General features: G+C 70.6%; 19 protein-coding genes and 1 tRNA gene. 3 read left to right on the top strand and 17 right to left on the bottom strand.

The features are described 5' to 3' along the window. Positions 1–73: 73 nt before the first annotated feature. Both AVL59_RS46580 and AVL59_RS46575 read right to left on the bottom strand, forming a co-directional pair. Entirely contained in the window at positions 74–2,602 is a 2,529-nt protein-coding gene (locus AVL59_RS46580) for an MFS transporter (protein WP_067318575.1), read from the bottom strand. Between the two features lie 88 nt (positions 2,603–2,690). After that, positions 2,691–3,194 (bottom strand): MarR family winged helix-turn-helix transcriptional regulator, encoded by a 504-nt coding sequence (locus AVL59_RS46575; protein WP_067316489.1) that lies wholly within the window; start codon positions 3,192–3,194, stop codon positions 2,691–2,693. A gap of 205 nt (positions 3,195–3,399) precedes the next feature. Here AVL59_RS46575 and AVL59_RS46570 point away from each other — a divergent pair, with 205 nt between their 5' ends. Beyond that, positions 3,400–3,597 (top strand): hypothetical protein, encoded by a 198-nt coding sequence (locus AVL59_RS46570; protein ID WP_067316487.1) that lies wholly within the window; start codon positions 3,400–3,402, stop codon positions 3,595–3,597. Between the two features lie 18 nt (positions 3,598–3,615). On the opposite strand, the gene AVL59_RS46565 is transcribed toward AVL59_RS46570, so the two are convergent. From AVL59_RS46565 to AVL59_RS46525, 9 genes are all read right to left on the bottom strand, one after another. Beyond that, positions 3,616–4,152, bottom strand: a complete 537-nt coding sequence (locus AVL59_RS46565; RefSeq protein WP_308281832.1) for a hypothetical protein — start codon at positions 4,150–4,152, stop codon at positions 3,616–3,618. Positions 4,153–4,420: 268 nt separating this feature from the next. Continuing rightward, on the bottom strand, positions 4,421–5,347 hold the full coding sequence (locus tag AVL59_RS46560) for an RNA polymerase sigma factor SigF (RefSeq protein ID WP_067316482.1): 927 nt from the start codon (positions 5,345–5,347) through the stop codon (positions 4,421–4,423). Positions 5,348–5,657: 310 nt separating this feature from the next. Then, positions 5,658–6,557, bottom strand: coding sequence for an RNA polymerase sigma factor SigF (locus tag AVL59_RS46555; protein ID WP_079147314.1), 900 nt, complete (start codon positions 6,555–6,557; stop codon positions 5,658–5,660). Between the two features lie 130 nt (positions 6,558–6,687). After that, complete coding sequence (locus AVL59_RS46550) at positions 6,688–6,981, bottom strand: Dabb family protein (protein WP_067316477.1); 294 nt, start codon at positions 6,979–6,981, stop codon at positions 6,688–6,690. Between the two features lie 10 nt (positions 6,982–6,991). Continuing rightward, complete coding sequence (locus tag AVL59_RS46545) at positions 6,992–7,171, bottom strand: hypothetical protein (RefSeq protein WP_067316475.1); 180 nt, start codon at positions 7,169–7,171, stop codon at positions 6,992–6,994. Positions 7,172–7,344: 173 nt separating this feature from the next. Next, positions 7,345–7,429, bottom strand: a tRNA-Ser gene (locus AVL59_RS46540). A gap of 106 nt (positions 7,430–7,535) precedes the next feature. Further along, entirely contained in the window at positions 7,536–7,967 is a 432-nt protein-coding gene (tadA, locus tag AVL59_RS46535; RefSeq protein ID WP_067318573.1) for a tRNA adenosine(34) deaminase TadA, read from the bottom strand. 83 nt (positions 7,968–8,050) lie between these two features. Beyond that, the gene (locus AVL59_RS46530; RefSeq protein ID WP_067316473.1) at positions 8,051–8,584 is read right to left on the bottom strand and encodes a tRNA adenosine deaminase-associated protein; all 534 of its coding nucleotides are present in this window, start codon (positions 8,582–8,584) and stop codon (positions 8,051–8,053) included. A gap of 343 nt (positions 8,585–8,927) precedes the next feature. Beyond that, positions 8,928–9,140 carry a hypothetical protein gene (locus AVL59_RS46525; RefSeq protein WP_372450375.1) on the bottom strand — a complete coding sequence of 71 codons (213 nt, stop codon included), beginning with the start codon at positions 9,138–9,140 and terminating at the stop codon, positions 8,928–8,930. Positions 9,141–9,236: 96 nt separating this feature from the next. On the opposite strand from AVL59_RS46525, the gene upp reads away from it, so the two are divergent. Next, complete coding sequence (gene upp / locus AVL59_RS46520; RefSeq protein WP_067318569.1) at positions 9,237–9,872, top strand: uracil phosphoribosyltransferase; 636 nt, start codon at positions 9,237–9,239, stop codon at positions 9,870–9,872. A gap of 99 nt (positions 9,873–9,971) precedes the next feature. Here upp and AVL59_RS46515 read toward each other — a convergent pair whose 3' ends face one another. After that, positions 9,972–10,607: a LytR C-terminal domain-containing protein gene (locus tag AVL59_RS46515; RefSeq protein WP_237281837.1), complete on the bottom strand. Its 636-nt coding sequence runs from the start codon at positions 10,605–10,607 to the stop codon at positions 9,972–9,974. A 101-nt stretch (positions 10,608–10,708) separates the two neighbouring features. Further along, on the bottom strand, positions 10,709–11,005 hold the full coding sequence (locus tag AVL59_RS46510; RefSeq protein WP_003999914.1) for a type II toxin-antitoxin system VapB family antitoxin: 297 nt from the start codon (positions 11,003–11,005) through the stop codon (positions 10,709–10,711). Between the two features lie 114 nt (positions 11,006–11,119). On the opposite strand from AVL59_RS46510, the gene AVL59_RS46505 reads away from it, so the two are divergent. After that, positions 11,120–12,673 carry a helicase HerA-like domain-containing protein gene (locus AVL59_RS46505; RefSeq protein WP_067316469.1) on the top strand — a complete coding sequence of 518 codons (1,554 nt, stop codon included), beginning with the start codon at positions 11,120–11,122 and terminating at the stop codon, positions 12,671–12,673. Positions 12,674–12,691: 18 nt separating this feature from the next. On the opposite strand, the gene AVL59_RS55810 is transcribed toward AVL59_RS46505, so the two are convergent. From AVL59_RS55810 to AVL59_RS46490, 4 genes are all read right to left on the bottom strand, one after another. Beyond that, positions 12,692–12,817 carry a hypothetical protein gene (locus AVL59_RS55810; RefSeq protein WP_257785117.1) on the bottom strand — a complete coding sequence of 42 codons (126 nt, stop codon included), beginning with the start codon at positions 12,815–12,817 and terminating at the stop codon, positions 12,692–12,694. 49 nt (positions 12,818–12,866) lie between these two features. Further along, positions 12,867–13,199: a hypothetical protein gene (locus tag AVL59_RS46500; RefSeq protein ID WP_067318567.1), complete on the bottom strand. Its 333-nt coding sequence runs from the start codon at positions 13,197–13,199 to the stop codon at positions 12,867–12,869. 97 nt (positions 13,200–13,296) lie between these two features. Next, positions 13,297–13,965 carry an HdeD family acid-resistance protein gene (locus tag AVL59_RS46495; protein WP_067316467.1) on the bottom strand — a complete coding sequence of 223 codons (669 nt, stop codon included), beginning with the start codon at positions 13,963–13,965 and terminating at the stop codon, positions 13,297–13,299. A gap of 75 nt (positions 13,966–14,040) precedes the next feature. Beyond that, positions 14,041–14,634, bottom strand: coding sequence for an HhH-GPD-type base excision DNA repair protein (locus AVL59_RS46490; protein WP_067316465.1), 594 nt, complete (start codon positions 14,632–14,634; stop codon positions 14,041–14,043). Positions 14,635–14,637 lie beyond the last annotated feature (3 nt).

The following is a 14,637-nucleotide window of genomic DNA, read 5'->3' as shown; positions in this document are numbered from 1 at the left end:
AAAAACTGGTCGTAAAAGAATCCGGCCCGTGGTGCGCGCATGGCGGTGCGCGCACCACGGGCCGGAGGTCGGACTACTCGCCGGGGTGGGCGAGTTCGATGTCGTGGCCGTCCGCTCCGGCGCCGGAGACGGTCAGCGCGGTGGCCACCGGCGGGTAGCCCGTCGCGATGACGGTGTACTCGCCGCCGCTCAGGTCGGTGAAGGCGTACGCCCCGTCCGAACCGGTGGTGGCGGTGCCGACCACGTTGCCCGCCTGGTCCACCAGCGTCACGCGGGCGTCGGCCAGCGGACCGTGCGGGGCCTTGACGACACCCTGCAGCCGGGCGCCGGCGTCCAGGTCGACCTCGATCCGGGTGATCCCGGTCGTCGCGACCTCGACGGGCAGGGCGCGTGGGCGGAACCCGTTCGCGTTGACCGCGACGGTCACCGCGCCCGGCACCAGGTCGGTGAAGGCGAACTCGCCCTGCTCACCGGTGGCGGCGGTGGCCAGCAGGTCCCCGCGCACATCGGTGACGATCACCATCGCGTCCTTGACCGGCAGCGCGCTCCCGATCGCCCGGACCACACCGGTCAGCCCGCTGGTGCCGCTGAGCAGGATGTCGTACGCCAGCGGCTCCTCGCCGACCACGATCGTGGAGGCCTGCGGCTGGTAGCCGTCGGCGGAGGCGATCAGCACGTACGAACCCGTGCCCGGGGCGTCCAGCCCGTAGGAACCGTCGGCCTGCGCGACCGAGCGGCCCAGCTGGCGGCCGCCCAGGGAGATCAGGGTGACCGCGGCCTGCGGGACCGGGGCGCTCTCGGCGCCGCGGACGAAGCCGTGCACCGGGGTGCCGCCCAAGGCACCGGGCTCGGCGAGCGTGGCGACGGCGGTCGTCGACCGGGCGGCGGTGGCGGTGGCCGGCACCTCCTGGAAACGGTCCGCCGGGACGACGGGCTGGGCCCAGCTGGGCACCTTCTCCTGTGCGGGCTCCTGCACGGTGTTCTCCACGTTCTCCACGGCCGCCGCGTTCTCGGCGTGCTCGGCGTTCTCGACAAGCGTCGCCGCCGGGGCGGCGGCTTCCGCGAGCTGCCCCGCCTTCTCCTGCGCGGCCTGGGCCAGCGCGCCGGACGTCCGCAGCGGGACCTCCTTGATGAACAGGGTGACCAGGAAGGCCAGGAAGGCGACGGGCGTGATGTACAGGAAGATGTCGGCGATGCCGTGCCCGTACGCGCCCTCCAGCCAGCTGCGGATGTGCGCGGGCAGCCGGTCCATGTCGGGCAGCTGACCGGAGCCGCTGGCCTTGGCGGCCGCCAGCTGCTCCTTGGGCTTCAGCTGGCCGATCGTGTCCTTGGCGTAGTGGGTGATCCGGGTCGTCATCACGGAGCCGAGCGCCGAGACGCCCACCGCGCCGCCGAGGGACCGGAAGAAGGTGACGACCGAGCTGGCGGCGCCGAGCTCGTGCGGGGCGACCTGGTTCTGGGTGGACAGGACCAGGTTCTGCATCATCATGCCGATGCCGAGGCCCATGACCGCCATGAAGATCGCGATCTTCCAGTAGTCGGTGTCGTACCGCATGGTGCCGAGCAGACCCAGACCGGCCGTCAGCAGCACACCGCCGGTGACCAGCCAGGCCTTCCACTTGCCGGTCTTGGTGATGACCTGGCCGGAGACCGTGGAGGACACGAACAGGCCCGCGATCATCGGGATCGTCATGACACCCGACATGGTCGGGGACTTGTCCCGCGCCAGCTGGAAGTACTGGCTGAAGAAGACCGTGCCGGCGAACATCGCGATGCCGACGAAGAGCGAGGCGACCGAGGCCAGCGCGATCGTGCGGTTCTTGAAGAGGTACAGCGGGATGATCGGCTCGCTGGCCTTCGTCTCGACGAAGAGGAAGATCAGGGCGAGGGCGAGCGCGCCGCCGACCATCGTGTAGGTCTGCCAGGACAGCCAGTCGTACTTGTCGTCGGCGAAGGTGACCCAGATCAGCAGCAGGCTGACGGCCGCGGTGATGAAGAAGGCACCGGCCCAGTCGACCTTGACCTCGCGCTTGGCGACCGGCAGGTGCAGCGTCTTCTGCAGCACGAGCAGCGCGATCAGCGCGAAGGGGATACCGACGAACAGGCAGTAGCGCCAGCCGAGCCAGTCGGTGTCGGTGATGACGCCGCCGACGAGCGGGCCGCCGACGGTGGCGACGGCGAAGGTCGCGCCGAGGTAGCCGGAGTACCGGCCCCGCTCACGCGGGGAGATCATCGCGGCCATGATGATCTGGGCCAGCGCGGTCAGACCGCCGGCACCGAGGCCCTGGATGACCCGGGCGCCGATCAGCATGGCCGGGTTCTGCGCGAGACCGGCGACGATCGAGCCCGCTATGTAGATGACCAGGGCTATCTGGACGAGCGCCTTCTTGCTGACCAGGTCGGCGAGCTTGCCCCAGATCGGGGTGGAGGCGGTCATCGCCAGCAGCGCGGCCGTGACGACCCACGTGTAGGCGCTCTGACCGCCGCCGAGGTCCTTGATGATCTTGGGCAGGGCGTTGGAGACGATGGTGGAGGACAGGATGGCGGCGAACATGCCGAGCAGCAGCCCGGACAGGGCCTCCATGATCTGCCGGTGCGACATCGGGGCGTGGTCCGCCGGGGAACCTCCCCCGTGCTTGGCGTGAGCCCGCACACCGGCTGGTGTGGTCGTTGCCATGGGCTTCCTTCTCTTACGTGCTTGCGGGTGTACGGGTGGTCTCTGCGATTACGGGGGCGACTGCGGAGGCGTGCCGGAGCGGGGCGGACCGGCAGTCGCCGAAGGACGCACGCAGGCGCGTCATCAGCCGGATGAGCTGGCCGACCTCGTCGTCGGTCCAGTCGGCCAGCCGCTCGGCGAGCAGATGGGTGGTCCGCTGGGACAGCTCGTCGAGCTGCGCCAGCCCCGCGGGCGTCAGGCGCAGGATGCGCGAGCGCTTGTCGGCGGGGTCCGGTGACCGCTCGATCCAGCCGCGTGCGGCGACGTGCGCGACATGCCGGCTGGTGACCGACATGTCCACGGCGAGCAGCTCGGCGAGCTTGCTCATGCGCATGTCGCCGTGGCGGCCGAGCAGCGTCAGCACGGCGGCCGAGCCGGCCGGGCAGTCGGGCGGCAGGATGCGCCCGAGGTCCCGCTTCACGGCTCCGACGGCACTGAGCTGGCGCGCCAGCTCTTCGAATTGCGCCTGCTCGGCCATCACACCTCCCGGAATCGTTGCTTGAAGCAACCATAGGGGAGGTTGGTTGCTACAGGCAAACAAATCCGGGCCAGGCGGCGCAAAAACTTGGCAAAGGCAAGTATTGCGAATGTAAATTCCCAGGTGGGTGCGGGTGAGGTGCCCCCGTCTGTCCCGGTGGCCCCGCCCTTGGGTCGCTCACCTGGATTCGCTAATGTCTCGGGCCATGGCTAACACCCAGGGCCCCCAGGGCAATTACGACCCCGCCGGCAGCACCCAGATGTTCCGCGCGTTCGTCGACGAGGCTCCCCAGGGAGGCCGTCAGCAGGCGGCCGCCTCCTCCGGTCCGCGCATCGGCCTGATCGTCGGCATCGTCGTCGCCGTGGTCGTCGTCGCCGCGGTGGCCGCACTGGCCTTCATGTAGAACGTACCCCCTGGGGTACTAGCTCCACCGGACGGAGACGTCCCGCGTCTCGATGTGCATGCCGAGCGGTACGCGCCAGGCGTCGACGCACACCGTCCAGGTGGGGCTCTTTCGCGCGCCCGCGGCGATCGGCACCGGAAGGTCCACGGTCGACTCGACCGTCCCCCAGTCGATGCCGAGCGCGCCGATGATGTGCGTACCGAATGTCACCGTGCCCGAACGCACGGCCGTCCCGCCGGAGTTGTGAAAGGCGACGGTCACCTTCTCGCACCAGCGCCGATCCGTGTCCTGGCGCTTGGGGTCGCCCCAGCCGAGGTCGGCGGGCGTGACGGGCGTCGTGTGCGGGGGAGTTGGCGGGGGCGAGGAGGGCCGCGGGGCGGTCGTGCCCTCGCCCGTGGGGCTCGGGGCGGGGCCGGCGGTCCCGGCCGCCGGGGCCGGGGTCGGGGTCGGGGCGGTGTTGGTGTCGGGCGCCGGGGTCCGCGCCGAGGTGGGGCCCGAAGAAGCATGTGCGGACGGTGACTTGGTGTTCTCGCCCGGTCCGTCCAGCGGAACCATCCGCACCGCACCCGTCGGACCGGCCGCCGTCGCACTTCCGGGCCCTGGCACACCGCCCACCGCCACATACCCGTCCCTGCTCCCGCCTCCGCACGCGGCCAGGGTCGCCCCCAGGCACACGACGGCCGCCGACGCTGCCGCAACGGCGCCTCGGCGGCCCTGTGTCCATGTCGTCGTGCGAGGGGTCCGGGAACGAAGCATCCCGCCATGGTGGCTGACGTCCCGTCAGATAGGAACCCTCGGGGACGCGTCACTCCCGGCGGAGCGCTCAGTCGGAGATGAGCCCCTCGCGCAGCTGCGCCAGAGTCCTGGTCAGCAGCCGGGAGACATGCATCTGGGAGATGCCGACCTCCTCGCCGATCTGCGACTGGGTCATGTTGGCGAAGAAGCGCAGCATGATGATCCGGCGCTCGCGCGGCGGGAGTTTGGCCAGCAGCGGCTTGAGGGACTCGCGGTACTCCACGCCCTCCAGCGCGCTGTCCTCGTAGCCGAGGCGGTCGGCGAGCGAGCCCTCGCCGCCGTCGTCCTCGGGGGCCGGGGAGTCGAGGGAGGAGGCGGTGTAGGCGTTGCCGACCGCGAGGCCGTCGACCACGTCCTCCTCGGAGACGCCGAGGACCGTGGCCAGCTCCGTCACCGTCGGGGAGCGGTCCAGCTTCTGGGACAGCTCGTCGCTGGCCTTGGTGAGGGCCAGGCGCAGCTCCTGGAGCCGGCGCGGGACGCGGACCGACCACGAGGTGTCGCGGAAGAAGCGCTTGATCTCGCCCACGACCGTCGGCATCGCGAACGTCGGGAACTCCACGCCCCGTTCGCAGTCGAAGCGGTCGATCGCCTTGATCAGGCCGATCGTGCCGACCTGGACGATGTCCTCCATCGGCTCGTTGCGCGAGCGGAAGCGGGCTGCCGCGTAGCGCACGAGGGGGAGGTTCAGCTCGATCAGGGTGTCCCGGACGTAGGCGCGCTCGGGGCTGTCCTCGTCGAGTGCGGCGAGCCGCAGGAACAGGGAGCGGGACAGGGTGCGGGTGTCGATGTCCGCCACGGCCGGCGGCGCCGGGAGAGGGGCGGCGGCCTCGACGGCCGGGGTCGGCACGGCTTCGAGCGCCGTGACGTCATCGAGCACGTCGAGAGCGTCGAGCTCCTTGGGCGCTGTCTCGCTCGTGGGCGTGAGCACCTTCGAGCTGCCCTGTTCTGCGGACATGCCACCCCCTTTGGGTCGCGGGACGGTCGCGGCGGCGCTGCTTCGGGCAACGCAGCCTTCACCTGAATACCGGAGCCGGGGCCCCGGCAAACGCGCTTCCCGCAGAATGTCACATGTCGGCAACACGCTGTAGTGACATGTCGACACACCGGATGCGAATCGGCCCTGGAAAGAAGGGGTCTGACGGTTTTTCGGCGCACAACTGTCGGGAAGAGCGCTGGTGAGCGATTCGCTCTCGCCGGTTACGAATCGATCCTGCTTGCGATCCGGTGCGATCTGGTGTGTTCCGGACCGTGCTTCTGTGCGCCGGTTATGCCTCGATCCGATTCGCGGACCGCAGCCGTTGGAAGCTACGCGCGAGTAGCCGCGATACGTGCATCTGCGACACACCGAGTTCCGCGCTGATCTGTGACTGGGTGAGATTGCTGTAGTAGCGCAGAAGAAGGATTCTCTGTTCTCGCTCGGGGAGTTGGACGAGGAGATGGCGGACCAGATCCCGGTGCTCCACGCCGTCCAGCGCCGGGTCCTCGTAACCGATCCGGTCCAGCAGTCCGGGCAGCCCGTCGCCCTCCTGTGCGGCCTCCAGCGAGGTGGCGTGGTACGAGCGCCCCGCCTCGATGCAGGAGAGCACCTCCTCCTCGCTGATCCGCAGCCGGTCGGCGATCTCGGCGGTGGACGGCGAGCGCCCGAAGGCCGTGGTGAGGTCCTCGGTCGCGCTGTTCACCTGGACCCACAGCTCGTGCAGCCGGCGCGGTACGTGGACCGTGCGGACGTTGTCCCTGAAGTACCGTTTGATCTCGCCGACCACGGTCGGCATGGCGAAGGTGGGGAACTGCACGCCCCGGTCCGGGTCGAAGCGGTCGATGGCGTTGATCAGGCCGATGGTGCCGACCTGGACGACGTCCTCCATCGGTTCGTTGCGGGAGCGGAAGCGGGCTGCCGCGTAGCGCACGAGCGGGAGATTGGCCTCGATGAGCGCCCCGCGCACGCGGTGGTGCTCCGGCGTGCCCGGCTTGAGCTCCTTGAGCTCGGCGAAGAGGACCTGGGTGAGGGCGCGGGTGTCGGCGCCGCGGCGCTTCTCGGGGGCCGGAGGGGCGGCGGCCGGGGACGTGGGCGCGGGGGTGGTCGCCTCCTCCTGGGGTGGCGCAGTACTGGCCGACACGGTCAACGCCACCTCTTCATCGATCAACCATCCGTCAAAAGCGGTCATAGCATCACAAGACATGTGCACTGTGTGCAAGCACCCGATAACGCCGTGTTGCGGTTAAACGGCGGCAAGTTGGGTCATAAATGCAAGAAAGCCCCCCGCCGTTCCGGCGGGGGGCTTGTGCCGCGAGGGCTCAGAATTCGTAGTCGGCGATCACCCACGTGGCGAGCTCGCGCCACAGCGCGACGCCCGCCTGGTGGGCCGGGTGCTCCAGGTAACGCCTCAGGGCGTCCTTGTCCTCGACCGCCGAGTTGATCGCGAAGTCGTAGGCGATCGGCCGGTCGCTGATGTTCCAGGCGCACTCCCAGACGCGCAGCTCCTCGATCTGGCCGCCGAGCGCCTCGAAGGCCTCGACACCCGCCACGACCCGCGGATCGTCGCGCTCGACGCCCTCGTTGAGCTTGAAGAGGACCAGGTGGCGGATCATGGGATGTACCTCAGCTCTTTCCTCCGTTGGCGATCCAGGTCATGAAGTCGCCTATGGCCTTGGCCGCGTCCGATATGCCCTCGAAGCCTATCTGGACATAGTCGGCGGCCTTGGCCGGGTCCGTGATGATCACGTACAGCGCGAAGACCACGAGCACGTACACGGCGATCTTCTTGGCGTTCACCGCCACCGCGGCCTCCCTGTGCCTGTGCCCCGTGGGCCCCTGTTGCCGGCGGCGAGTGTAACCTTCACGCCCTGTGCCGGGGCCAACGGCCCGCCCGCCGAGGTCTCTTGCCGTCCGGCCGCACGGGAAGCGGAGCGGACGCACGAAGGGCCCCGTCTTGCGACGGGGCCCTTCTCAAGCGGTAGCGGAGGGATTTGAACCCTCGGTGACTTGCGCCACACTCGCTTTCGAGGCGAGCTCCTTCGGCCGCTCGGACACGCTACCGAGGGAGACCCTACAGCAAGGTGGGGCATGGTCTGAAATCGGTATTCGGTGATCCCGTCAGCGATCCCCGCGGGGATCACCGACGGGGATCCCGTCAGCGATCCTGTCAGCGATCCCGGAAAAACTCCGTGAGGAGCCGTGCGCAGTCCTCGGCCAGGACGCCCTCGACGACCTCGGGCCGGTGGTTGAGCCGGCGGTCGCGTACGACGTCCCACAGGGAGCCGGCCGCGCCCGCCTTCTCGTCCCGGGCGCCGTAGACCACCCGGTCCACCCGGGACTGGACCAGCGCGCCCGCGCACATCGTGCAGGGTTCGAGCGTGACGACCAGCGTGCAGCCGGTCAGCCGCCACTGCCCGAGCAGCGCGGCGGCCCGCCGGATCGCCAGCACTTCCGCGTGGGCCGTGGGGTCGCCGGTGGCCTCGCGCTCGTTGTGCCCGGCCGCCAGCACCGTCGTACCGTCCGGGGACAGCAGGACGGCGCCGACGGGGACGTCCCCGCCCCCGACGGCCAGCGAGGCCTCGTCGAGGGCGAGCCGCATCGCGGGCCGCCAGCGGTCGCGCACCGGGTCAGGGATCCACCGCGTGTCCCCGGGCACGGCCGGGGAACGGTCGTGTGGCGCGGTCAGCGGACGGTCTCCAGCACCTCCGAGGCGCCCAGGGCCTCGGCGATGGCGCCCAGCGCGTCCTCGGCGTCCAGCGCGCGCAGCTCCTTCTCGCTGACGCCCAGGTCGTCGAGGATCTCGCTGTCGCCCACTGGGCTGTGCGGCACCGCGTCGGAGGCCGGGCCGTCCTCGTCGTCCGCGTCCTCGGACTCACCGTCCTCGGTGCCGTCGAGGTCCAAGGAGTCCAGGTCGGGGCCGTCGTCGGCGCCGGGCTCCCGGCCCAGCAGTTCGTCGGTGAGCAGAAGCTCGCCGTACGCGCTGCGGGCGGCGGCGGCCGCGTCCGAGACGTAGATGCGAGGGTCGTCCTCGCCGTCCACGCGGACGACGCCGAACCAGGCGTCCTCCTGCTCGATCAGGACGAGCACCGTGTCCTCTTCGGGAGAGGATTCCCGGGCCAGGTCGGCCAGATCCGACAGGGTCTCCACATCGTCGAGCTCTGTGTCGCTCGCTTCCCACCCGTCTTCGGTGCGCGCGAGCAGTGCGGCGAAGTACACCGTGACTCTCCCACTGGTCATAGGCGTGCCGGTTGGGGGTCCCCCCGGCGGAGGTTCTTGGGCGGGGAGAGCGTGTGCTCCGAGCCCCACCCACTCGGAATCGTGGCAGAAACAAGGCGCTCAGGGGACGTCTTCGGCTCCCTGTGTCTGGCTGTTTTGATCGTGCGTCCGAACTGGAGGGCACACGATCCACCAGCGCGCTTGTTGCCGCCACTTGCGGATCGTACGCGGCTTTTCCAGGCGGACACGCACCCCCACCGCCAAAGCACCGGCGCGGGCGTCGATCTTCCTTACCGGGTTCTTTCCGGCGGGCTCGTCATCCCCGACCGTACGCCGGTCCCGCCTACCAGCGGAACGTTCGCATCCGCATGGCGTGGCGCAGCCGGGCCGCCTTGGCGCGCCGGGGCTGGACACGGGCGCGCAGTTCGCGGGCTTCGGCGAGGTCACGCAGGAACTGGGCGCGGCGGCGCCGGCGCTCGGCGTCCGTCTCGGGCTGCTCCGTTCGGGGCCGCCCGGGTTCGACGGCGTCGGTCTCGTGGTCAGGCAGGTCAGACACAGTCACACCACCCCCGGTCCGTCCCTCCCACTTTCCCTCGGATGGGCGGTTTGATGCCAGAGCGAGGGGCCGTCCAGCACCGTTACTGTTATGGGCATGCGTCTCCACGTCGTCGACCACCCCCTGGTCGCCCACAAGCTCACCACGCTGCGCGACCAGCGCACCGACTCCGCGACCTTCCGGCGGCTCGCCGACGAACTGGTCACCCTGCTCGCCTACGAGGCCACGCGGGACGTACGCACCGAGGCCGTCGACATCCAGACCCCGGTCGAGCGGACCACCGGCGTGAAGCTGGCCCGCCCCCGCCCGCTGGTCGTCCCGATCCTTCGGGCCGGTCTCGGCATGCTGGACGGCATGGTCCGCCTGCTGCCGACCGCCGAGGTGGGTTTCCTCGGCATGATCCGCAACGAGGAGACGCTCCAGGCTTCCACCTATGCCTCGCGCATGCCGGAGGACCTGTCGGGGCGCCAGGTGTACGTCCTGGACCCGATGCTGGCCACGGGCGGCACGCTGGTGGCGGCCATCCAGGAGCTGATCAAGCGGGGCGCCGACGATGTGACCGCGGTCGTTCTGCTCGCCGCGCCCGAGGGCGTCGCGGTGATGGAGCGGGAACTGGCGGGGACGCCGGTGACGGTCGTCACCGCGGCGGTCGACGAGCGCCTCAACGAGCACGGGTACATCGTGCCCGGGCTCGGGGATGCGGGCGATCGGCTGTATGGGGCCGCTGAATAGGCCTTAGCGCCGCAGGGGTGCGGGTTTGTCGTGGCTGGTCGCGCCCACGCGGCGGAGCCGCATACCGACACAGCCCCGCGCCCCTGATGGGACGCTTGTTCAGCAGCTCTTTTCCGTTGTCGCCGTCGGCTGAGGGGCCGCCAGGGCCGTCATGGCTCTGGTCGCGTCCGGGCGGCTCGTCAGGGACTTGAAGCTGTCGCCGAGGATCAGGTCGAGGGCGGGGCCCTTGCGCCCGGCATCGGTGCGGCGCTGGGCGTCGGCCAGTTGGGTGGCGAGCACCGGCAGCGAGGTGTTCAGCGCGGAGTCGGGGCCGAGGAGCATTCCGGTGCCCTTGATCTTCTTGTCGAAGTCCTTGCCGGCGTTGCCCACGTCACCGATCTTGAAGCCGCGTTTCTTCAGCTCGTCCGCGGTGGCCTTGGCGAGCCCGGTGCGCGGGGTGGCGTTGTAGACGTTCACCGTGATCTCGCCGGGCTTGGGCAGCGCCCTGACCTGTGCGGCGGGATCCGTCTTCGGGCGGCAGTCCTTCTTGGAGCCGGCCGCCGAGGACTTCTCGGTGCCGCCCGTGAAGATGTCGATGAGCTGCAGAGTGCCCCAGCCCGTCAGACCGAGCGCGGTGACGGACGCCACCGCGGCGAACGCAAGCCTGCCGCGCCGCCGACGAGGGCGCATCCGAGGGTATTTGCCCCCCGTGATCCGGTACTGGCCGCCCATGCCGGGGGGAGTCAGCATGCTCATGGGCGCAGCGTAGTGCGCCTGGGCGGTGATGCCTATTAGATGATCAGTCGAGGCCGCTCAGCGGAACCCGAAAGGGTCAACCACCCCGTGCCGCACCCGGGTCAGTCGAGTTCGAGCACGCGCGCGTGCAGCACCTGGCGCTGCTGGAGGGCGGCACGGACCGCACGGTGGAGGCCGTCCTCCAGATACAGGTCGCCCTGCCACTTCACGACGTGCGCGAAGAGGTCGCCGTAGAACGTCGAGTCCTCGGCCAGCAGGGTCTCCAGGTCGAGCTGCCCCTTGGTCGTCACGAGCTGATCGAGGCGGACCGGGCGCGGTGCGACGTCCGCCCACTGCCGGGTGCTTTCCCGGCCGTGGTCGGGGTACGGCCGGCCGTTTCCGATGCGCTTGAAGATCACACGGAAAGCCTACCGGTCAAGACGTTCCGGGCGCAGCCATGGCGACGCAGTGCGACGCTGGAAAAGCCGTAGCCAAACGGGCATACCGGGGATTATCGGGAACAGGGGCCGGAGATGAGTGACGCAGACACGCTCCCCGCCGGGGCTCGGCAGATCGCCGCCGGGTACGCCTTCACCGGCCCCGCCCTCGACCTGGGCGCCCTCCTCTGGGACGGGCGGTGCCACCCGGAGGCACCGGTGCGCGTCCCCCTCTCCGTGCTCAACCGGCACGGACTGGTCGCGGGTGCCACCGGAACCGGCAAGACCAAGACCCTGCAGCTGATCGCCGAGCAGCTCTGCGCACAGGGCGTGCCGGTGTTCCTCGCGGACATGAAGGGCGACCTGTCCGGCATCTCGCGGCCCGGCCAGGCGGACGACCGGGTCCACGGGCGCGCCGCCGAGGTGGGTCAACCGTGGACGCCGGCCGGCTTCCCGGCCGAGTTCCTCTCGCTCGGCGGGCTCGGCCACGGCATCCCGGTGCGGGCCACGATCACCGGCTTCGGCCCGGTCCTGCTGTCGAAGGTGCTCCGGCTCAACCAGACCCAGGAGCAGTCCCTCGGCCTGATCTTCCACTACGCCGACACCAAGGGCCTGGAGCTGATCGACCTCAAGGACCTCAGGGCGGTCGTCGCCTTCCTGACCTCCGACGAGGGCAGGGCCGAGCTGAGGGACATCGGTGGCCTGTCGACCGCCACGGCAGGGGTGATCCTGCGTTCCCTGACCGCGTTCGAGGCACAGGGCATGGCGGACTTCTTCGGCGAGCCGGAGTTCGGCACGGCCGATCTGCTGCGGACGGCGCCGGACGGCCGGGGCCTCGTGACGGTCCTGGAACTCCCCGCCGTCCAGGACAGGCCGCTGCTCTTCTCGACGTTCCTGATGTGGCTGCTGGCCGACCTCTTCCACGACCTGCCCGAGATCGGCGACGCCGACCGGCCGAAGCTGGTGTTCTTCTTTGACGAGGCCCACCTGTTGTTCGGTGACGCGTCCAGGGCGTTCCTGGACTCGATCACCCGGACGGTGCGCCTGATTCGCTCGAAAGGAGTCGGCGTCTTCTTCGTCACGCAGACCCCCGAGGACGTTCCGTCCGACGTCCTCGGCCAGCTCGGCAACTGGGTCCAGCACGCGCTCAGGGCCTTCACACCGGACGACCGGAAGGCCCTGAAGGCGACGGTGAGGTGCTTCCCGGACTCCGCCTACGACCTGGAGGAACTTCTCACCGGCCTCGGCACCGGCGAGGCGGTGGTGACCGTGCTCGGCGAGAACGGCGCCCCGACCCCGGTCGCCGCCACCCGGCTGCGCGCCCCGCGGTCCCTCATGGGCCCGGTGGACGGGGCCGAGCTGGACCGGGCGGTGCGGGAGTCCTCGCTCCACGGGCGTTATGCACAGGCTGTGGATCGCGAGTCGGCGTACGAGAGGCTGAGCGCCGAGCGGGCGGGGGCCACCCGGGAGACACCCCGGACCACGGCGGCTCCCCGGGGCCCGGGGGCGAAGGCGCCCGAGGAGGAGCCGTCGCTGGTGGAACAGGTGGTCGGCAGCGGGATGTTCAAGTCCCTGGCCCGCTCGGTCGGCACGCAGATCGGCCGTGAGATCACCCGTTCGCTCTTCGGCACGGCCCGGCGGAGACGGTAGCCCGCCTCCGCCGGCGCGTCAGCCGGCGTCCTTCTTCGCCGGCTGCTGCGGTTGTGTCTTCCTCGATTCCGACGGGGGCAGTGCGCTGCGCCGGGCCTCCGCGCGCACCAGGGCGCGCAGGACCGCGTACGGGTCGATGGGCATGGCTGTGTTCCTTGCGTCGAGCTGACAGGCCTGCGGAAGCGGGCGTTCGTCAGCAGCGCAGGACCACGGTGCGCAGCAGGGGCAGGGTGTACGGCGGCCGCGGCACGGCCGGGCACGAGCGCGCCGCCGGGCGTGCGGGCGCCGGATCGGACAGGGGCGCGGGGCGCTCGGGCGCGTCGGCCCGGTGCACGGCACCGGCGGGCGGCCGTACGAGCGTGTCGAGGGCGTCGTGCTCGACGGACTCGACGGTCTCGGCGAGCGCGGTCGGCGTGGGCTCCGCCTGGGCCTGGGCGTGGGTGCCGGGCACCAGCAGGGCGAGCAGCAGCACGAGCAGCCGCAGCCAGGCGTGCGGGCGCGGCGGGCGGCGGCGTGCGGTGCTCACGCCGGTCACTTGCCCACGGGAGGCGCGGCGCGCATCACCCGGACGCCGAGATACGCCCGCTCGGCGTATCCGCGGGGCGTCACGTTGACGGCGGCGGTCACAACGTACGAGGAATCCGGTGGGCGCGGCCGCGGATGCGGATCGCGGTGACGATCTCGACGATGCCGACGACCACCAGCCAGCAGCCGCCGACGACGGTCAGCACGGCGACCGACCTGAACGGCGAGTCGATGAGCACGATCCCGGCGATGAAGGTGACGATCCCGAGGAAGATCTGCCAGCCGCGGGCGGGCATACGGCCGTCGGAGGCGGCGGCCAGGGTCTGGGTGATCCCGCGGATCAGCCAGCCGATGCCGATCCACAGGGCGAGCAGCAGGATCGACTGCATGGGCCCGCGGAAGCAGAACAGGCCCAGCAGGATCGACAGGGCACCGCTGATGAAGGCGAGCACGCGCAGCGAGGTCGTCTTGTGGGTGCCGAAGGCGGCGATCAGCTGGAAGACGCCGCTGACGACGAGGTACACGCCGAACAGGACACCTGCGACGGCCAGGGAGGGTCCCGGCCAGACCAGCACCAGGACACCGAGGATCAGTGAGGCGACGCCGGTGCCCAGGACGACCTGCCAGGCGGCCCGGGACAGGGCGTGCAGGGGGCCTTCGAACGGCGGCTCGGGCTCATGGTGTCCGTGCTGCCCCTGGGCCGCGTGGACGTTCCGGTCGTCGTACTCCCGGCCCCCGGTGGGGCCACCGCTGGGTGCCTCGCTCATGCTCCATGCTTGGCGCGCCCGCGCGGACCCCGCCACCGGGATGGGCCAACCGGCTGAACAGACCTCGGCCGGGCCCTACTTCCCCGCGGCCTTGGCGGCCTTGGCGGCCGCCTTCATCTCCTGCTTGTGGGCGCGCACCTTGGCCAGCGACTCGGGCCCGGTGATGTCGGCGACGGACCGGTAGGACCGCTCCTCGCCGTAGGCCCCGGCGGCCTCCCGCCAGCCCTCGGGCCGCACGCCCAGCTGCTTGCCGAGCAGGGCGAGGAAGATCTGTGCCTTCTGCTTGCCGAACCCCGGCAGGTCCTGAAGGCGCCTCAGCAGTTCGGCCCCGCTGCCGACGCCCCGCCACACCGCCTCCGCGTCCCCGTCGTAGTGTTCGACGAGGTACTGGCACAGCTGCTGGATCCGCTTGGCCATCGAGCCCGGATAGCGGTGCACGGCGGGCTTCTCGGAGAGCAGCGCGGCGAAGGCCTCGGGGTCCATGACCGCGATCTCGTGCGCGTCCAGGTCCTCGGCGCCCATCCGCCCGACGATGGTCGCGGGCCCCTTGAAGGCCCACTCCATGGGGATCTGCTGGTCCAGCAGCATTCCGGTGAGCGCGGCGAGCGGACTGCGCCCGAGCAGCGCGTCGGCCTCGGGGTCCTGGGCGAGATGCAGGGTGACGTCCATGGG

It is taken from the genome of Streptomyces griseochromogenes, assembly GCF_001542625.1.
Taxonomy (GTDB): Bacteria; Actinomycetota; Actinomycetes; order Streptomycetales; family Streptomycetaceae; genus Streptomyces; species Streptomyces griseochromogenes.
This window is presented reverse-complemented; position numbering and strand designations above follow the sequence as displayed.